Source organism: Actinomadura meyerae (assembly GCF_900188445.1).
Taxonomy (GTDB): domain Bacteria; phylum Actinomycetota; class Actinomycetes; order Streptosporangiales; family Streptosporangiaceae; genus Spirillospora; species Spirillospora meyerae.
In genome coordinates this window covers 36,497-51,076 of the sequence record NZ_FZOR01000012.1, presented here as the reverse complement: position 1 = coordinate 51,076, position 14,580 = coordinate 36,497, and the positions used below count along the sequence as shown (strand labels likewise).

Annotated in this window: 15 protein-coding genes; 11 read left to right on the top strand and 4 right to left on the bottom strand. The window is 71.0% G+C overall.

Translation table 11 applies throughout. The features are described 5' to 3' along the window. The first annotated feature begins 3 nt into the window (after positions 1-3). From CHF16_RS14565 to CHF16_RS14550, 4 genes are all read left to right on the top strand, one after another. Positions 4-2,043 carry a hypothetical protein gene (locus CHF16_RS14565; protein ID WP_143227982.1) on the top strand — a complete coding sequence of 680 codons (2,040 nt, stop codon included), beginning with the start codon at positions 4-6 and terminating at the stop codon, positions 2,041-2,043. A gap of 41 nt (positions 2,044-2,084) precedes the next feature. Beyond that, positions 2,085-2,732 carry a hypothetical protein gene (locus CHF16_RS14560; protein ID WP_089326555.1) on the top strand — a complete coding sequence of 216 codons (648 nt, stop codon included), beginning with the start codon at positions 2,085-2,087 and terminating at the stop codon, positions 2,730-2,732. Positions 2,733-2,973: 241 nt separating this feature from the next. Then, positions 2,974-3,714: a hypothetical protein gene (locus tag CHF16_RS14555; protein WP_143227981.1), complete on the top strand. Its 741-nt coding sequence runs from the start codon at positions 2,974-2,976 to the stop codon at positions 3,712-3,714. Between the two features lie 64 nt (positions 3,715-3,778). Beyond that, the gene (locus tag CHF16_RS14550; protein ID WP_143227980.1) at positions 3,779-5,164 is read left to right on the top strand and encodes a hypothetical protein; all 1,386 of its coding nucleotides are present in this window, start codon (positions 3,779-3,781) and stop codon (positions 5,162-5,164) included. A 13-nt stretch (positions 5,165-5,177) separates the two neighbouring features. Here the strand turns inward: CHF16_RS14550 and CHF16_RS14545 are convergent, their stop codons facing one another. Continuing rightward, positions 5,178-5,696 (bottom strand): ATP-binding protein, encoded by a 519-nt coding sequence (locus tag CHF16_RS14545; protein ID WP_179271530.1) that lies wholly within the window; start codon positions 5,694-5,696, stop codon positions 5,178-5,180. Next, positions 5,693-5,974 carry a hypothetical protein gene (locus tag CHF16_RS39445; RefSeq protein WP_143227979.1) on the bottom strand — a complete coding sequence of 94 codons (282 nt, stop codon included), beginning with the start codon at positions 5,972-5,974 and terminating at the stop codon, positions 5,693-5,695. Before CHF16_RS39445 ends, CHF16_RS14545 begins: the two co-directional genes overlap by 4 nt. Before the next feature lie 207 nt (positions 5,975-6,181). On the opposite strand from CHF16_RS39445, the gene CHF16_RS14540 reads away from it, so the two are divergent. From CHF16_RS14540 to CHF16_RS14530, 3 genes are all read left to right on the top strand, one after another. Next, entirely contained in the window at positions 6,182-7,042 is an 861-nt protein-coding gene (locus tag CHF16_RS14540) for a helix-turn-helix domain-containing protein (protein ID WP_089326551.1), read from the top strand. Positions 7,043-7,075: 33 nt separating this feature from the next. Beyond that, entirely contained in the window at positions 7,076-7,387 is a 312-nt protein-coding gene (locus CHF16_RS14535; RefSeq protein ID WP_089326550.1) for a DUF397 domain-containing protein, read from the top strand. 281 nt (positions 7,388-7,668) lie between these two features. Continuing rightward, positions 7,669-7,848: a DUF397 domain-containing protein gene (locus CHF16_RS14530; protein ID WP_245868514.1), complete on the top strand. Its 180-nt coding sequence runs from the start codon at positions 7,669-7,671 to the stop codon at positions 7,846-7,848. 409 nt (positions 7,849-8,257) lie between these two features. Here the strand turns inward: CHF16_RS14530 and CHF16_RS14525 are convergent, their stop codons facing one another. Beyond that, on the bottom strand, positions 8,258-8,413 hold the full coding sequence (locus CHF16_RS14525; protein WP_089326548.1) for a phosphotransferase: 156 nt from the start codon (positions 8,411-8,413) through the stop codon (positions 8,258-8,260). Between the two features lie 792 nt (positions 8,414-9,205). Here CHF16_RS14525 and CHF16_RS14520 point away from each other — a divergent pair. The 4 genes from CHF16_RS14520 to CHF16_RS14505 all read left to right on the top strand — a co-directional run bounded on the left by CHF16_RS14520 (position 9,206) and on the right by CHF16_RS14505 (position 13,798). After that, entirely contained in the window at positions 9,206-10,396 is a 1,191-nt protein-coding gene (locus tag CHF16_RS14520; RefSeq protein ID WP_089326547.1) for a PucR-like N-terminal domain-containing protein, read from the top strand. Between the two features lie 255 nt (positions 10,397-10,651). Then, positions 10,652-11,935 carry a PucR-like N-terminal domain-containing protein gene (locus CHF16_RS14515; protein WP_089326546.1) on the top strand — a complete coding sequence of 428 codons (1,284 nt, stop codon included), beginning with the start codon at positions 10,652-10,654 and terminating at the stop codon, positions 11,933-11,935. 107 nt (positions 11,936-12,042) lie between these two features. Next, positions 12,043-13,239, top strand: coding sequence for a hypothetical protein (locus CHF16_RS14510; RefSeq protein ID WP_143227978.1), 1,197 nt, complete (start codon positions 12,043-12,045; stop codon positions 13,237-13,239). Next, positions 13,223-13,798 (top strand): hypothetical protein, encoded by a 576-nt coding sequence (locus CHF16_RS14505; RefSeq protein ID WP_089326544.1) that lies wholly within the window; start codon positions 13,223-13,225, stop codon positions 13,796-13,798. Before CHF16_RS14510 ends, CHF16_RS14505 begins: the two co-directional genes overlap by 17 nt. Here CHF16_RS14505 and CHF16_RS14500 read toward each other — a convergent pair. Continuing rightward, a complete protein-coding gene (locus CHF16_RS14500) occupies positions 13,755-14,468 on the bottom strand; it encodes a TetR/AcrR family transcriptional regulator (protein ID WP_089326543.1) in 714 nt (237 codons plus the stop codon). The two genes, CHF16_RS14505 and CHF16_RS14500, sit on opposite strands and share 44 nt — an antisense overlap. Positions 14,469-14,580 lie beyond the last annotated feature (112 nt).

Genomic DNA, 14,580 nt, shown 5'->3' with positions numbered 1-14,580 from the left:
GGCATGAGCGCGGTGGACGTGCTGGTCGTCGGCGCGGGCGTGGCGGGAGCCGTCACGGCGACCGCGCTGCGACGCAGGGGCGTCGGCACGCTCCTCGTCGGCCCGAACCGTGCCGCCGACGAGCCGGAGTACGACGTCCTGCTGAGTGGCCCAGCCATCGCGGGCCTGTCCTCCATCGGCGCGCTCGACCTCATCGCCCTCGAAGAGATCGGCGGAGTCGTGCTCCAGTGTGGGGAGGGCAGGCCACGCCCGTTCCCGGCGATGGGCAGTGCGGTCTGCACCGCCGAAAGGCTTCGCCTGGGCCTCATCGATGCGGTAGTGGAGGCGGGCGCCACGCACGTGCGCGGGCGGGTCCTGCGGATCGACCGCACAGATGATGGGCGGCACCGGGCGGTCGTCCAGCCGGACGACGGCGCCCCGCGGGACGTCACCGCCCGGCACGTCGTCATCGCACACGGCGTCACCGGCGACGCGACCGGTGTCGCCGCCGTCCGGCGGTACTCAGGCGTCTCGCTGCGGTCGAAGGCCGTCACCATGCTCGCCGCGCCCTCGACCATCGACCCGCGCGAGCATCCGACGTACATCTGGGCCCTGCCGAGTGCCGCCGGTGATGCCGGGACGTGCACGGTCGGTGCCGCACGGCTGGGCGAGATCCGTCCCGAGGACGCGGGAGAGTTCCTCGACCGGGCGTGGCGAGAACTCTCCGGTGCAGACTCCACGCTATGGGGCGGGACGCCGTGCGGCTCGACCGTCTCCGGCCCGCTCAACAGCGGATTCACCCCGGACAACGCGGTCGTCGACGGGCGCCTCCGGGTGGGCGACGCGGCCGGCCTGGTCAACCCGTTCACCGGCGAGGGCCTCGGATACGCGGTCGAGAGCGGAGTGGCCGCCGCGCGCTGCATCACCGCCAATCTCCACGACCCCGAGCGTGCCGGGAAGGACTACCGGCGGCGCCTCGCCGCCTCCTACGTCGGCTACTTCGAGACGGCGCGGCACGCGGCCCGCCGCTACCACCTGACGTGGCGGGTCCTCGCGTCCACCGCTGACAGCGACCGTCCGTTCTTCGCGAAGGCGCGCCGAGCAGTGCTCTTCCCCGACGGCCTCGCCGGGCTGACGGCGGCCGAGCGGATGCTGCTGCCGGACGCGGAGGCGGCATCCCTGAAACCGTTCCTGGTCGCCTGCGACGAGGTCGCGGTGAGCGCGGTGCGCCGCGACTGGCCGTTTCTCGCCCGGCTGGTCGTCACGGCGGAGACGGCGTCCCACCAGCGGCTCCGCCCGGCCGTGCCGTTCTTCGCCGCGCTCGGGGCGGGAGGCCGCCCGCCCGACGTCGCGCGGGCGACCGTCGGCGCGGCGATCGAACTCGCCACGCTCGGCGCGCTCGCCTTCCTCGGTCCGTCCGCGGCCGTCCGGCGGGACGGCGGCCGGGCGGTCGACTGGGGGACCACCTCGGTGATCCTCGCCGGGGACTTCCTGCTCGCCCAGGCCGCACGGCTCGTCGCCACGTACGCCCCGGAGATCTCGTGGTCGTTCGCCGACTGGCTCTCCGAGCTGACGGCGCTGCGCCTCGAACGCGTCACCGGACCTCCGGGCGCGGTGGACGTACCGGCGACCGCGCTGTTCGCCGCCCTGCTGGAGTTCCCCGCCCGGATCGGCGGCCAACTCGGCGGGGCCGCGCCACCGGTGGTGGACGCCTTGCGTGATTACGGGCGGCAATGCGGGCACGCGTTCCTGCACACCGAGGACGTGCTGGCACTCAGCGGCCGGACCGGACGGCTCGACTCAACCCTGGCGGCCATGCTCGAAGGCCGGATCTCAGCGATCAGGGACCACCTCGCCGCCGACCAGGAGATCACGGCCGACCTGCTGAACCGCGACACCGGGCTACGACTCCGCGCGATGAAGTCGGCGACCGCGGAGAGCGAGGCGGCGGAGCAGCGCGCCCTCACCGCCGCGGAGGCGGTGCCCGATCCCCGCGCGGCACGGATGCTCCGGGAGTTCGTCACCACCCTCACTCGGACGGATGGAGGTGAAGAGACCGGCTGACCTCATCACCCGCATACTCGGCCACCTGCAAAGGAGTTGTCATGCGTACTCTCTCGAACCGAGTTCTCCTGCTCTTCGCCTCCGCCATTCTCGCGCTCTTCCAATTCGGCGTGGCCGCCGCGTCGGCTGACGAGTCCACCTGGACTGTCATAGACGGCGGGCGTACCAATGCCCATGGGAGCAGTATCTATTTCTTTGATGCGACGACCGGGTCAACCGCAGGCTGTAGCGATTCCGATCTGATCGTTCGCTTCCGTGACGGGACAGGGCTCAGTGGGGCCGGCCTCGTCATGATCACCTACGGAACCCTCAACTACTGCCAGGCGAATGGCGGACCACCGATCGAGATCCACCCACGCGGTCTGCCATGGAAGATGAACGCCACCTCCTACGATGCGCAGACCGGGACGACAACGGGCACGCTGACCAGTGACGATGCCGCCGGTATCAGCGTGGTGGCGAGCATCGACTCTGTGCCCTGTGAATTGACGGCCGGCGGGCCGGGGACCGATAAAGGCGAGATCCAGACCACCTACAACAACGAGACCGGGGAGCTCGGATTCACCGACACCAATCTGGTCATCAAATCCGCCAGCTCGTCCTGTGGTGGATTGGTCGAAGCCGGTGACCCGATAATGATTTCCGCTCAGTACTATGTCTGGCCCACGCCGACCATCACGAACCCGTAGGGACGAATCCCGCTGCTCGTCTCTCTGTGGGCGCACGATGTGCCCGCATGCTGGTTCGTGCCTGCCGATGCCGACACATCGGCGGCCGCTTTCATCGCACCTTGACCGGACGCAGAGGGGGCGGGATGGTGTTGCGGGGGAGCGTGGGCACAGGCATCGTCCGGGACACGGCGGAGCCGGCCGTGGCCGCCGGTCCTCGATGCTGCTGCAACCGACGTGGCCGGCCCGGGGAGTGCTGCTCATGAGTCCCGATGACAGCCCCGACGGATTCGCCGAGGGCGCTTATATCGCCAGGGAGACCTGGTGGGGCAATCTGCCGATCTTGGTGGGCTTCGGCGCCGTGGACGCGTTCCTGCTCTATCAGACCATTCGGAATCCCGGGCCCGGCATCGCCCTCGGACTGACGATGTTCACCGGAGCGACCGCGATACTCGCCGTGCTTGTCACGAGGCCGGTACGCCGCGGGGAGGTGTCGTTCGCGGTGGACGCGCGCGGCGTCTACTTCGGCTACACCGGCGAAGACGCTGAGCCGGAGCTGCTCCCATGGTCATGGATCGACTGCATCGTGACCTTCGACCGGATCGTGCGTAGCGGCAGGCAGAGAACGCGCCATCACTACGTGGGGGTCGAACTCAACGCCGCCGGCGTCACCGCCCGGATGAGCCGTTTGCCCAGGCCGCCGGAACTTCCTCCGCCGACCGTCGCGGAGGAGCAGTTCAAGGAGGCCGTCTTCGGTCCCTGGCTGCGCCGCATGGGCGCCGAGCCGTCGCTGGCATCGCAAAGGATCCAGGGCTGGCGGATGGACGGGGAAAGGCTGGCCGAGGCGGTCATGCGCTACTCGCCCGATACGCCCATCGCGGAGCGGCCCACGCGCCGGGATCCCGGCATCGCGGGCATGGCGGCCGCGGCCTGGGAGATGGGCAAGAACCTCAAACGGCTCTCTGAACAGGACGACTACAGGAACGACGACGACCACCAGTGACGATGCCGCCGGAGCCGACAACTCAACCGCGCCCAGCGGACGATGAGGAACCCGTAGGAGTGCCATGGCAACCGCAGCCTTGAGTAACCGGATTCCGTTCGAGACCAGCCGTCCATGGGTGATCGGTGCCGTCTTGCTGTGCGCGATCGGGACGCTCGGGGCGGTCGCCAACTCTGCGCGGCCCAGAGGCCACGTCGGGCGCGCGGCCGGGTTCGCGGACGTCCTGCGCATCAACCCGGGTGTGGTGCAGGCCGAGCAGGCCGCCGTGGTCGCGGTGGTGACGGTCGCCGGCTTGGCGGCGATGTGGTGGTCGCTGCGCCGGAGTTGGCCGTGGCTCCTGGTCGCCGGGGTTGTGCTGACGCTCCCCACCGAGCTCGTGTACGTCGTGGCGCGGAACGAGTTTTACAGCGGCGCGGCCTGGTTCTACTTCGGCTCGGTCACCGCCGGGGCGCAGCTGGTGTTGTTAGGGACGCTGGCCGCTGGGCTCCGGCTCGTCCACATCGGGGCTCCCGGCGCGGGGGCGGTGCTGATCGGGGCGGGAGTGGGCGCCCAGGTCTTCGGCGCTTCCACGGACATGTTGATAGCGCACATCGAGATCGCGCGGCCTGGTGGTTACCCGTGGGACTTCGCCGAGGTCGTCCAGATCCTGCTCCGCCTCTTTTTCCTGGCCACGTCGATCGGCGGGGCCTTCCTGGCGCTGGGCCTGTACTACCGCTATCACGGGCGTCCCGAGCTGGCCGCACCGTCCGGCGACGCCGAGCCCGCGATGGGCGTCCGGACGGCGATCGCGGGCGCGGTGGCGGTCATCGCTTTCATCCCGGCCGCCGGCATGGAAACGGTCAAGGGCGGCTTCGGCGTCGGCGCGTGCTGGCTGCTGCTGGCGGCCGGTCTGGTGGCAGCCGCCATTGCGGGGCTTCGCGCGGCGGTCGGCACCGTCGTCGCCTCGGCCGCCGTCATCGGCTTCTCTGGCCCGGCGAGCGCGGTCATACAAGGGCAGTATTCGAGCTTCATCGGCATGTGGTTCCTGGTGGCGCTCGGCGTGGTGGCGGGGGCCGCCGCCGCGTTCCCACCCTGGCGCCACTGGGCCGCCCTCACCGCATGCGCCGCGTGTGCCGCCGTCCTCGCCTTGACAATGGTGATCCGCCCGGACCGCATGACGGTCGTCCTGCTTCTCCTTCTCGCCGCCACCATCACGCTCACGATCGCTTCGCTCGGTGTCTGGCTGACCCAGGACGGACTTTCCCCTGCCGTCCTGGGCCCGCTGATGTTCGCGACCGTCATCGGTGCCTGCGGCCTGCTCGGCGACTGGCAGGGAACCGGCCGGCGAGGACCGAACGCGGAGCTGTTCCGCGAACCCGGCCACCTCTGGCTCTACACCGCCCTCTTGCTCCTGGTGGGCCTCGCCGTCGTCGCCCTCGACCGCTGGCGACCACGTCCCACCGAAGACTGACGCGCCTTCGCCGTCAGCGATCGCCGGTATGCGCGGAGGTGTTCGCCCTGAGCGACGTCCCGTCGTGCGTGCCGTCTCGCGGACGCGGCGGTGTCGGAGCGCCCTCGAACGCCTTGGCGCGGCCGTCCTCGCGGTTCTCTGGACGTGCCGTATGCGGCACCTCGAACCACACACGCAGCCGACCGTCATCGAGCTGCTCGAACCCCCATGACTTGGCGAGCATCGACAGGATGGGCAGGCCGCGCCCGTGCTCGCCGTGCGGATCGTCCCGGTGATGCGGGACGGTGTTGCCGCCCTCGTCCGTGACCTCGATCCGGATGTTGGCCGTGTCCACGTAGGCGTCCACCTCCACGAGGTGGCCCGTTCCGTGGACGATCGCGTTCGTCAGCGTCTCCGACAGCAGCAGGACGCTGTCATCGCAGGCGCTGTGCGTCGCGCCGAGCAGCGGTTCGAGCCGCCCGAGCAGCCACCGCCGTCCGTTGGCCACGTTCTTTCGCGCGGACGGGATGACGCACGTCCCCAAGTGCTTCATCGGGCCCGCACCGCCCACGCGACCCGGGCCGCGGCCTCGGCCACGTCCCCGGTGATGCTCCACTGGTCGCCGAAGGCGTAGAGCCATCGTCCCCGGTGGTCGACCGCCGCGACCCCGAGCCACTTGCGCGGCCAGGCCCGCTCCGGCACCCACAGCACCGCCTCACCCCGCGACGGGTGGACGAGCATCGAGGTGCACTGCTGACGTTCTCCCAGCTTGAGACAGAGATCAGCCAGGAGGCCGAACCGCACCACGTGCGGTCGCTGATCCGCTGACATCGTCGGACGCCCCTTCTCCAGGCACGCGAACGACCACGATTCACCCGACTTTCTTGTGTGATCGCCCATCTACCGTGCGTAATTTTCGCTACGGTCAGAGTGTGCGCAGATGACGTGCGTTCCGCAATAGAAACGAACTGAACTAACGCAGTTTGTTTCTTTGATCTTGATCTCAAGGCACCATAAAACGGATACAGGGAGGACAAAGTGACCGCTCGTCGCAGCCCCACGGTCCGCAAGCGTCGCCTGGCCGCCGAACTCCGGCGCCTCCGGAAGGAGCGCGGGCTGACCCGTGAGCAGGTGGCCGAGCGCATCGGATGCGCGCCCGTGACGATCACCCGCATCGAGACGGGCCAGAGCGGCGCCCGTCTCGGCGAGGTCTCTCTGATGCTGGAGGTCTACGGCGTCACCGGCGACGAGCGCGAGGCCCTCCTCCAGGTAGCGAAGGACGCCCGCAAGCGCGGCTGGTGGCACCAGTACAGCGGCACGATCCCGACGTGGTTCCAGGTCTACGTCGGGTTGGAGGAGGAGACAGCCTCCATGCAGGACTACCAGTCTGAGGTTGTTCCGGGCATCCTCCAGACAGAGGCGTATGCGAGAGCGACATACCTGGCAGAGGCCGCGGTGCCGGCCGACGAAGAGGTGAGCAGGCAGATACAACTGCGTCTGGAGCGGCAGAAGCGGCTGCTTGAAGCTGAGAGCTCGCCAGACATGTGGTTCGTACTCAACGAAACCGCGATACGTCGGCAGGTAGGCGGTGCATCTACCATGCGCGAACAGCTTGACAAACTGGTGCAGTTGTCTCGCCGCCCCAACATCACCCTTCAAGTTCTGCCGTTCGCCGTCGGAGCGCATCCTGCGATGCAGGGCAGCTTCAGAATTCTCACCTTCCCCGAGCCGGCAGACCCAGCGGTCGTGTACGTCGAGTACTGGCGAGGAAGCCTGTACCTGGAGAAACCCGACGAGGTTGACGGTTACAGGATGGTGTTTAACCATCTACGTGCGCAGGCTCTTAGTCGGGATGACTCAAGGACCCTGCTCGCCTCGGCGATTCGCGATATAGCTTGACAACTCCAATTTGAAAAGGTACGGGCAACCTCCATGGACACCTCCCGAGTCAGGTGGCGCAAGAGCACCCACAGCACCGGCAACGGTGGTGAGTGCGTTGAGATCGGGGCTTGGCGGAAGAGCAGCCACAGCGCCCAGGAAGGCAACTGCGTCGAGGTCGGGGGCCTTTGGAGGGCGAGCAGCTACAGTGCCAACAACGGCGCCTGCGTCGAGGTTGGTGCGGGCCGGGCATTGGTGTTGGCGCGGGACTCCAAGGATCCGGAAGGGTCGGTACTCGGCTTTGGCGCTGACGCCTGGGCTGCGTTCCTCAACACCGTGAAGAGCGGGCACCTCGACCTCGCCTGACACCTTCCCGCGTCCTGCCCAAACCAGCCAGTAGCCACTGGCCACTACAGCCGCTCCCAGCGCCATCCCGGACGTCACCACGACGTCCAGCCAACCTCACCTCCCGCACAAGTCGCCGCCGCCCGGCCGCCGACGGGCCCGATACCTTCGTTGACTTGCGGCGTGTTGCCCTTATGAGCAGCCGCTAAAGGGCAACACGCCGCAAGTCAACGAAGCAGGTAGGCGGCTGCGCGGAGAGGGCGTCAGCCGCCATGGACGGCCGCTAAGTCGCCTGGCGCCTGGTGCAAGGGCGGCTGCAGCACAGCAACGGTGGCGGGCGTGTGGACGTGTCGGTGGACGTGGCGGCGGTGGTGTTGGCGCGGGACTCCAAGGATCCGGACGGGCCCGTGCTGGGGTTCGGGGCCGGCGCTTGGGCCGCGTTCCTCGACGTCGTCAAGAGCGGGCGCCTCGACCTGTACTGACGTGCGCCGCGCGCGTCGCCCTCTCGGCAGACCGGCCTTGGCCGCTGCCGCCGCCCGCGAGCACCGTCCCGGACATGATCACGAGCTAGGCGACGCCTCTCCCCGCACCCAGCGCGCTGTCGCAGGCCCGCCGACGGGGCCGGTGGTTCGTTGACTTGCGGCGTGTTGTCCTTATGGGCGGCCGTTTAAGGGCAACACGCCGCAAGTCAACGATGCGGTGTGGGGGGATGTGCGCTTCTGGGGCGCGGGCGCTTGTTCATGGGGCACGTCTTGTTGTTCGCGGCTCGGTTGGTTCCCCATTTCTCGGCGAAGACGCGGGCGAACAGGTCGATGGTGGTGGGGGTGGTGGACGTCCAGGCGGGGAACTGTGAGGCCCGGAGTTTTGCTTCGGTCGGGGTGTGTCCGGCTTTCAGTAGCCAGGGATGAGCAGGGCCACTTCGAGGAATGCGGCGCCGTGTCCGGTGAGCGTCCAGTCCACGACGTAGGCGGTGTTGTTGTCGTCGAGCAGGACGTTGGCGGGGGTCGGGTCGGTGTGCAGCAGTGTGTGGCTGGCCAGTGCGGACATGTTCGCCCAGCTACTCCCAGCGGTGCTTGACCCGCTTGCGTTCCAGGTCGTGGGGGAGCGTGAGCACGGTCAGTCTGGTGGGCCGGGGCGTAGTCGGCGTTCCGGGCTTGGGCGTGCTCGAAGGGCAAGGTGGGCCAGCCGTTCGCCTCTGCCGTCCAGGGGAGGCTAGGGGCGTCGTCGGTGGCGTGGGGGTTGATCGTGGCCTTCCAGTGCAGCGACTGGACCTCCGGGCCGTCGTCGGTGTCGGGGTGCGGGCTTGGGGGCGGGCTCGATGAGTAACCGGTCGTCCGGAGTGTGGACGGTCGCGGTGATGGCGGCGTGGTTGCCTGCGGGTGCGGGCTCGACCGATGGACGGGGCTGGTGTGCGGCTCGATCGAGCGGCCGTGGCGGTGTCAGGTGTGGCGGGACTCGCGTCCGTCCGCCATTCCAGCTCGCGGACGGCTGTCCGGTGCGGAGGTTCTCCTCCATGATCGGCAGGTCTGCGTGAACCCGGTTCTTGATCATGTCGCACGCCGGTAGCCGTTACGTGGCGTAATGACGGAATTGTGCCTAAAGATCCCTCTGGGGTGGGGGTGGGGTCGTCCGCCGGGATGGGGTCGCGGGGGCGCCGGGGCCGTGCGGGCGCCCTTCGGATTGTCTCCGGGTGATCAATGAATAGGGTCGTTTTTGTTGCCGGGTGAGTGTTCCCGGCATTCGGGGCCTGAAGATCTTTCTGTAATGGTGTGCGGCGGGCGCGGGGTGGGTTACCTTTTAATTGGGGCAATTAGTTTGACCTCGCGAAGGGGAGAGCGGATGACGAAGACCCTCGTTGGGGGAGGGGGTCGTCCTGGGGCTCTGCCGCCCCAGGTCATCGCGATTCTGAGCGCCGAGCTGCCCACGCTCGCCGGGGAGATCATCGAGGAGATCCGGCGGTCGGTCCCGGAGTACTCGCGGCAGGACGGGCCGACGACTCCGGCCGGATTCCGGGTCACCGTCGAGCAGGCCATGACCGCCTTTCTCGACCAGGTCTCCGGCGGCAGCGGCGCCCACGAGCGCCGCGACGAGCTGTGCCGGGAACTCGGCCGCGGCGTGGCCTACCAGGGGCGCACGCTCGACTCGCTCCAGGCCGCCTACCGGGTCGGTGTGCAGGTCGCGTGGCGGCGGGTCGCGGCCGTCGCGCGGGAGCGGCGGCTGCCCGCCGAGGTCATGTCCCGGCTGGCCGAGGCCCTCTTCGCCTACATCGACGAGCTGGCCTCCCTGTCGGTCGAGGGCTATCTGGAAGTGCGTTCGTCCGCTGATGAACCGCCCGGCGACCACCGGCTGCTGCGGATGGTGCTCGGGCCGGGAGCCGCGACCGGTGCGCTCGCCGGGGCCGCCGCCGCGTCCGGCTGGGACGTCCCCGACACCGTGGCGATGGTCGCGCTGCCGGCCGGGGCGCGGTGCTTCCGGGAGGCGATGGACGCCGACGTCCTGGTGAACCTCGCGGACGCCGAACCCCACCTGCTGATCCCCGGCGGATACGGGCCCGAGCGCGGGGCGATGCTCGGCCGCGCGCTGCCCGAACGCCGGTTCGCGGTGGGCCTCACCGTCCCGCTGGGGGAGGCCGCCGACTCGCTGCGGTGGGCGCGGCGGGCCCTCGCCCTCGTGGACGCGGGACTGCTGGAGGACGGCGGGCCGACGTTGTGCGAACGTCATCTGCTGGAGCTGTGGCTGCTGTCGGACGGCCCGCTGCTCGACCAGCTTGCCCGACGCGAATTGGCCGCGTTGTCCGGACTCCCGCGGACGCGGCGTATGCGCATGACCGAAACCCTCGGAGCATGGCTGGAGGCACAGGGGAACGCGGTGGAGGCGGCCCGCCGGCTCCGGCTGCACCCGCAGACCGTCCGGTACCGGATGCGCCAGATCAGTGCGACATTCGACCGGCAGCTCGCCGATCCCGCGGCGCGATTCGTCCTCGACGCCGTGCTGCGCGCCCACCGGCTACGAGAGCGGGGCGCCCGGTGAATTGAGTGCGTCCCAATTGGACGCTGAATGTGGCGGAGAGGCCACACACTGCTGATTTTACTCTTCATTTACCTTGACGCGCCTTATTTGATCTAAGTTCAATGTGCTTCAGCTCACTGATTGCGGGGGGTGTGCAGGGGTCCCCCGCTCGGCGCGCCCTCGGTGTTACGCCATACGGCCGACCGTCCGGACGGCCGGGTGCCCCCGCCCGGTGCCATCCCCGGTCCGCGACGTCGGCGACTTGGAGGTGTGCCCATGGCACAGCAGACGTTGACGCGGGGGACGGTGAAGCGCCGGACCCGGCTGCCTCGCCGGCTCGCCCTGCTGATGCGCCCGGAATTGCCCAGCCTCGCCCAAGAGATCATCGACGAGGTGCGCCGGTCCATTCCCGAGTACGGGCGCCCGCTGAAGGGCCCCTACGTGGAGGCCCTGCGGATCGGCGTCGAACGCGCCCTGACCGACTTCGTCGACCGGGTCGCCAACCCCCTCGCCCCGCGCGAGCGCCACTACGAGACCTACCGCCGCCTCGGCCGCTTCGAGGCGCAGGAGGGCCGGACGCTCGACACCCTGCAGGCGGCGCTGCGCATCGGCGCCCAGGTCGCCTGGCGCCGCATCATGAAGGTCGGGCCGCGCCGCCGGGTGTCGCCCGAGGTCATGGCCCAGCTCGCCGACGCCCTGTTCGCCTACATCGACGAACTCGCCGCGCTCGCCCTGGAGGGCTACCTGGACGCCCGCCCGGACGGCGAGGCCGAGGCGCACCGGCGGCGCTTAATGGAGCTGCTGCTGCAACCCACCACGTCGCCGCGCGTCCTCGCCGAGGCCGCCGAGCGGGCCGGGTGGACGGTCCCCGACGAGGTGACCGCCGTCGTGGCGCCGCCCGGCGCCCGGTACGTGCGGGCCGCCCTCGACGAGGACGTCCTCGCCGACCTCACCGCCACCCAGCCGTTCCTCGTCGTCCCCGGACGGATCACCCCTGAGCGGCGCCGCTCCCTGCTGCGCGTCCTGCCGGACGGGCAGCTCGTCATCGGCCTGGCGGTGCCGCCCGCGGGCGTCGTCGACTCCCTGCGGTGGGCGCGGTGCGCCCTCCGCCTGGTGGATGAGGGCGTCCTCGGCGACTCGCCCGTCACCGACTGCGAGGAGCACCTCATCACCCTGTGGCTGTTGTCCGACCAGGCCCTCATCGACCAGCTCGCGCGGCGGCACCTCGGCGTCATGGACGACTTCACCCCCCGGCAGCGCGAGCGCCTGCTGGAGACCCTGCGGGCCTGGCTGACGACGCGCGGCAGCGCCGCCGACATCGCCGCCGAGCTCGGCGTCCACCCGCAGACCGTCCGCTACCGGATGCGGCAGGTCGAGAGCACGCTCGGCGACCGGCTCACCGACTCCGACGCGCGGTTCGCGATCGAGGCGGTGCTGCGCGCCATGCGGCTGCGCGAGCGCGCCGCCGCGCCCGCCGGACCGGCCCGCGGGCGCGCCCCGGCGAAGTCCTCACCCGGTGATAAACGGCCAATTGCGGAAGGGCGTGATATGAGCAGCTGACACGGACCTTCGCGTTCGGGGTTGATTAGCCGAATCAGCACATGCTTCCATCCAATTTCAGCGCCATTTCGGCGGGATGGTCGCGACGCGGTGGAGGTGCGTTCGGGGTGCGTTCACGATCGGCTGCTTCGGTCCTGGCCGGGCTCGGCGCGGTGACGCTCATCGGGACGGTGGGCGTCCACCCCGTGTACGCGGACGAGAGCCCGTCGCCCGAGACGACGATGAGCGACACGCCGTCCGACCCGCCCGAGACCGAGACGCCGTCGGACCCGCCCACGTCGGACCCGCCGACCGATCCGCCGACCTCGGATCCGCCCACGGATCCGCCGACGTCCGATCCGCCCACGGATCCGCCCACGTCGGACCCGCCCACGGATCCGCCGACATCCGACCCCCCGACGGATCCGCCGACCGATCCGACGACCCCGCCTCCGACGTCGACGCCCACCGACCCGACGACCCCGCCGCCCGGGTCGGGCACGCCGAAGACGCCGGTGCTGTCGCTCGGGCTGACGGTGTCGCAGGCGACGATGAAGCCCGGCGGCTCCATCACCGCGACCGTGCGGATCTCGTCGGCGTACGCGACCGCGACCGGTGTCGCGCTGCGGATGTCGGCGTCGGGCGCGTCGGTCAGCCCCGGCGCGCAGTCCCTCGGCGCCGTCGGCTCCGGCGGGGCGTCCGCCATCGCGACCGTGAAGGCCCCGGCCTCCGCCAAGCCCGGCGTCATCACGCTGCGGGCGTCGGTGTCGGCGGCCAAGGCGCGCAGCGTGTCCCGCACCTACAAGCTGATCATCACCTCGGCGTCCGGCGCGCTGCCGCCGGGGATCAGCGCGGGGACCCTGCCGCCCGGCGTGCCGCCGCTGACGCCGTCCGGTTTCAACCCGCTCGCCGGGATGAAGGGGCCGCAGGTGGCGCTGCCGCCGATCGTGCCCGCGAACGCCCCGCAGATCGCGCCGGCGTCCGGGCCGCTCGTCCCGGTGTCGAACCTGCGCACGATCCCCGCCGAGCCGTTCACCGTCGAGGACCTCGCGGCGTTCCAGGCGGGCTTCCTCGCCGCGCTCGGAGCCGGGGTGACGCTGCTGCTGATGCGGCTCCGGCTGATCCGCCGCGCCGACACCCGCGCCGAGCGGGTGACGCGCCGCAGGCTCCGCGCCGCCCGCCGCCGCCTCGCGGGCAAGCGGCCCACCGCGGCGCGGCTCCGCACCCTCCCGCCGCAGCCCGCCCGCGCGCGGCCGCTCCGCCCGCTCCAGCCGGTCCCGCCGATCCGGCTGTCGGTCGGGCAGATCCGTGCCGTCCGCCCCTGACCGCGGCGGCCTCCGGGACGCAGCCCCCGAACGTCCCGGCGGGCCGCCGCTCCAGGCTCAGCGGTGGGAGCAGTCCCACCTCGCCGTCGCGGCGGTGGCGCTGCTGTGCGCGGCCTGGGCGGCGTCGGCCGTCCTCGTCATCGGCGTCCTCGCCAGCACCGGGTCCCGCGTCTGGCTCCTGCGGCTCCTGGACGCCCTCGTACCGGGCCCCGCGGGCCCGCACGCGGCCGGGCCCGGCGTCGGCACCGGCATGGCCCTGTGCGCGCTCCTCCTCGCCGCGGGCGCCCTGCTGACCCACACGGCGCCGGAACTGCTGAACGGGTCCCGGACGGCGCGGCTGACCGTCTGGGCCGCCGTGCCGCTCCTCATCGCCGAACCGGTGCGCCGCGCCGCCCTCGCCCTCCCGGAACCGGGCGCGGACGTCACCGTGGCCGCCTGCACCCTGGCCGTCGGCGCGGCGGCGCTGTGCGGGGCGGCGCTGCTCGCGCTGCCCGCCGCCGGGTTCCGGCCCGGCGTCAGCGCGCCAGCCGGATCAGGATCCGGCACACCTCGTCGATGATCTCGGCGGCCTCGTCCTCGCTCTCGGCCGTGGCGATCTCCCGTCCGGCCTCGCCGATGACCGTCGTCAGCACCAGGCTCAGCACCTGGTCGGCGCGCCCCGCGGGCTCACCGGACGCGGGGCCGCGCAGCAGCTTGGTGTTCTGCGCGATCCAGTGCTGGGCGCGGCTGCGGCGCATCAGCGACGACCCCGACGGGCCCTCCCCGGCGAGGAACAGCCGGGCCGCCTCCCGCCGCTCCCAGCACACTCGCAGGTAGGCGCGCGCGCCCGCGGTGAACAGCGCGATCGGGTCGGACTCGCCGTCCTTGCGCGCGGCGGACACGGCCTGCGCGGCGCTCGCCTCCTGCTCGGCGCTGAGGTCCTCCCACAGCGCCACGTACAGCCCGGCCTTGCCGCCGTAGTGGTGGTAGAGGCTGCCGACGCTGATGCCGGACCGCTCCACGATCTCGGCGATGCCCGCGTCGGCGTAGCCGCGGTCGGCGAAGACCTGCTGCGCCGCGCTCAGCAGCGCGTGCCGGGTGGCGTCGGCGCGGGCCCACTGCCGCCCGCCACCGGACGACCCTCCGCCCGGCGAACCACCCGGCGAGCCGCCCGGCCCGCCGCCGAGCCCTCCGCCCGGCCCGTCGCCGTTGCCCGTGTCGCCGCCGTGGCGCGTCCTGCTCGTCCGCATCCCTTCATGGTGCCAGCTCGCGCACGCGCGGGCGGGGACGAAACGTCGACCGGCCGCAGGCGGTTGGCGCCGAACAGTACCGCCGACCAGTACCGCCGACTAGCACCGCCGG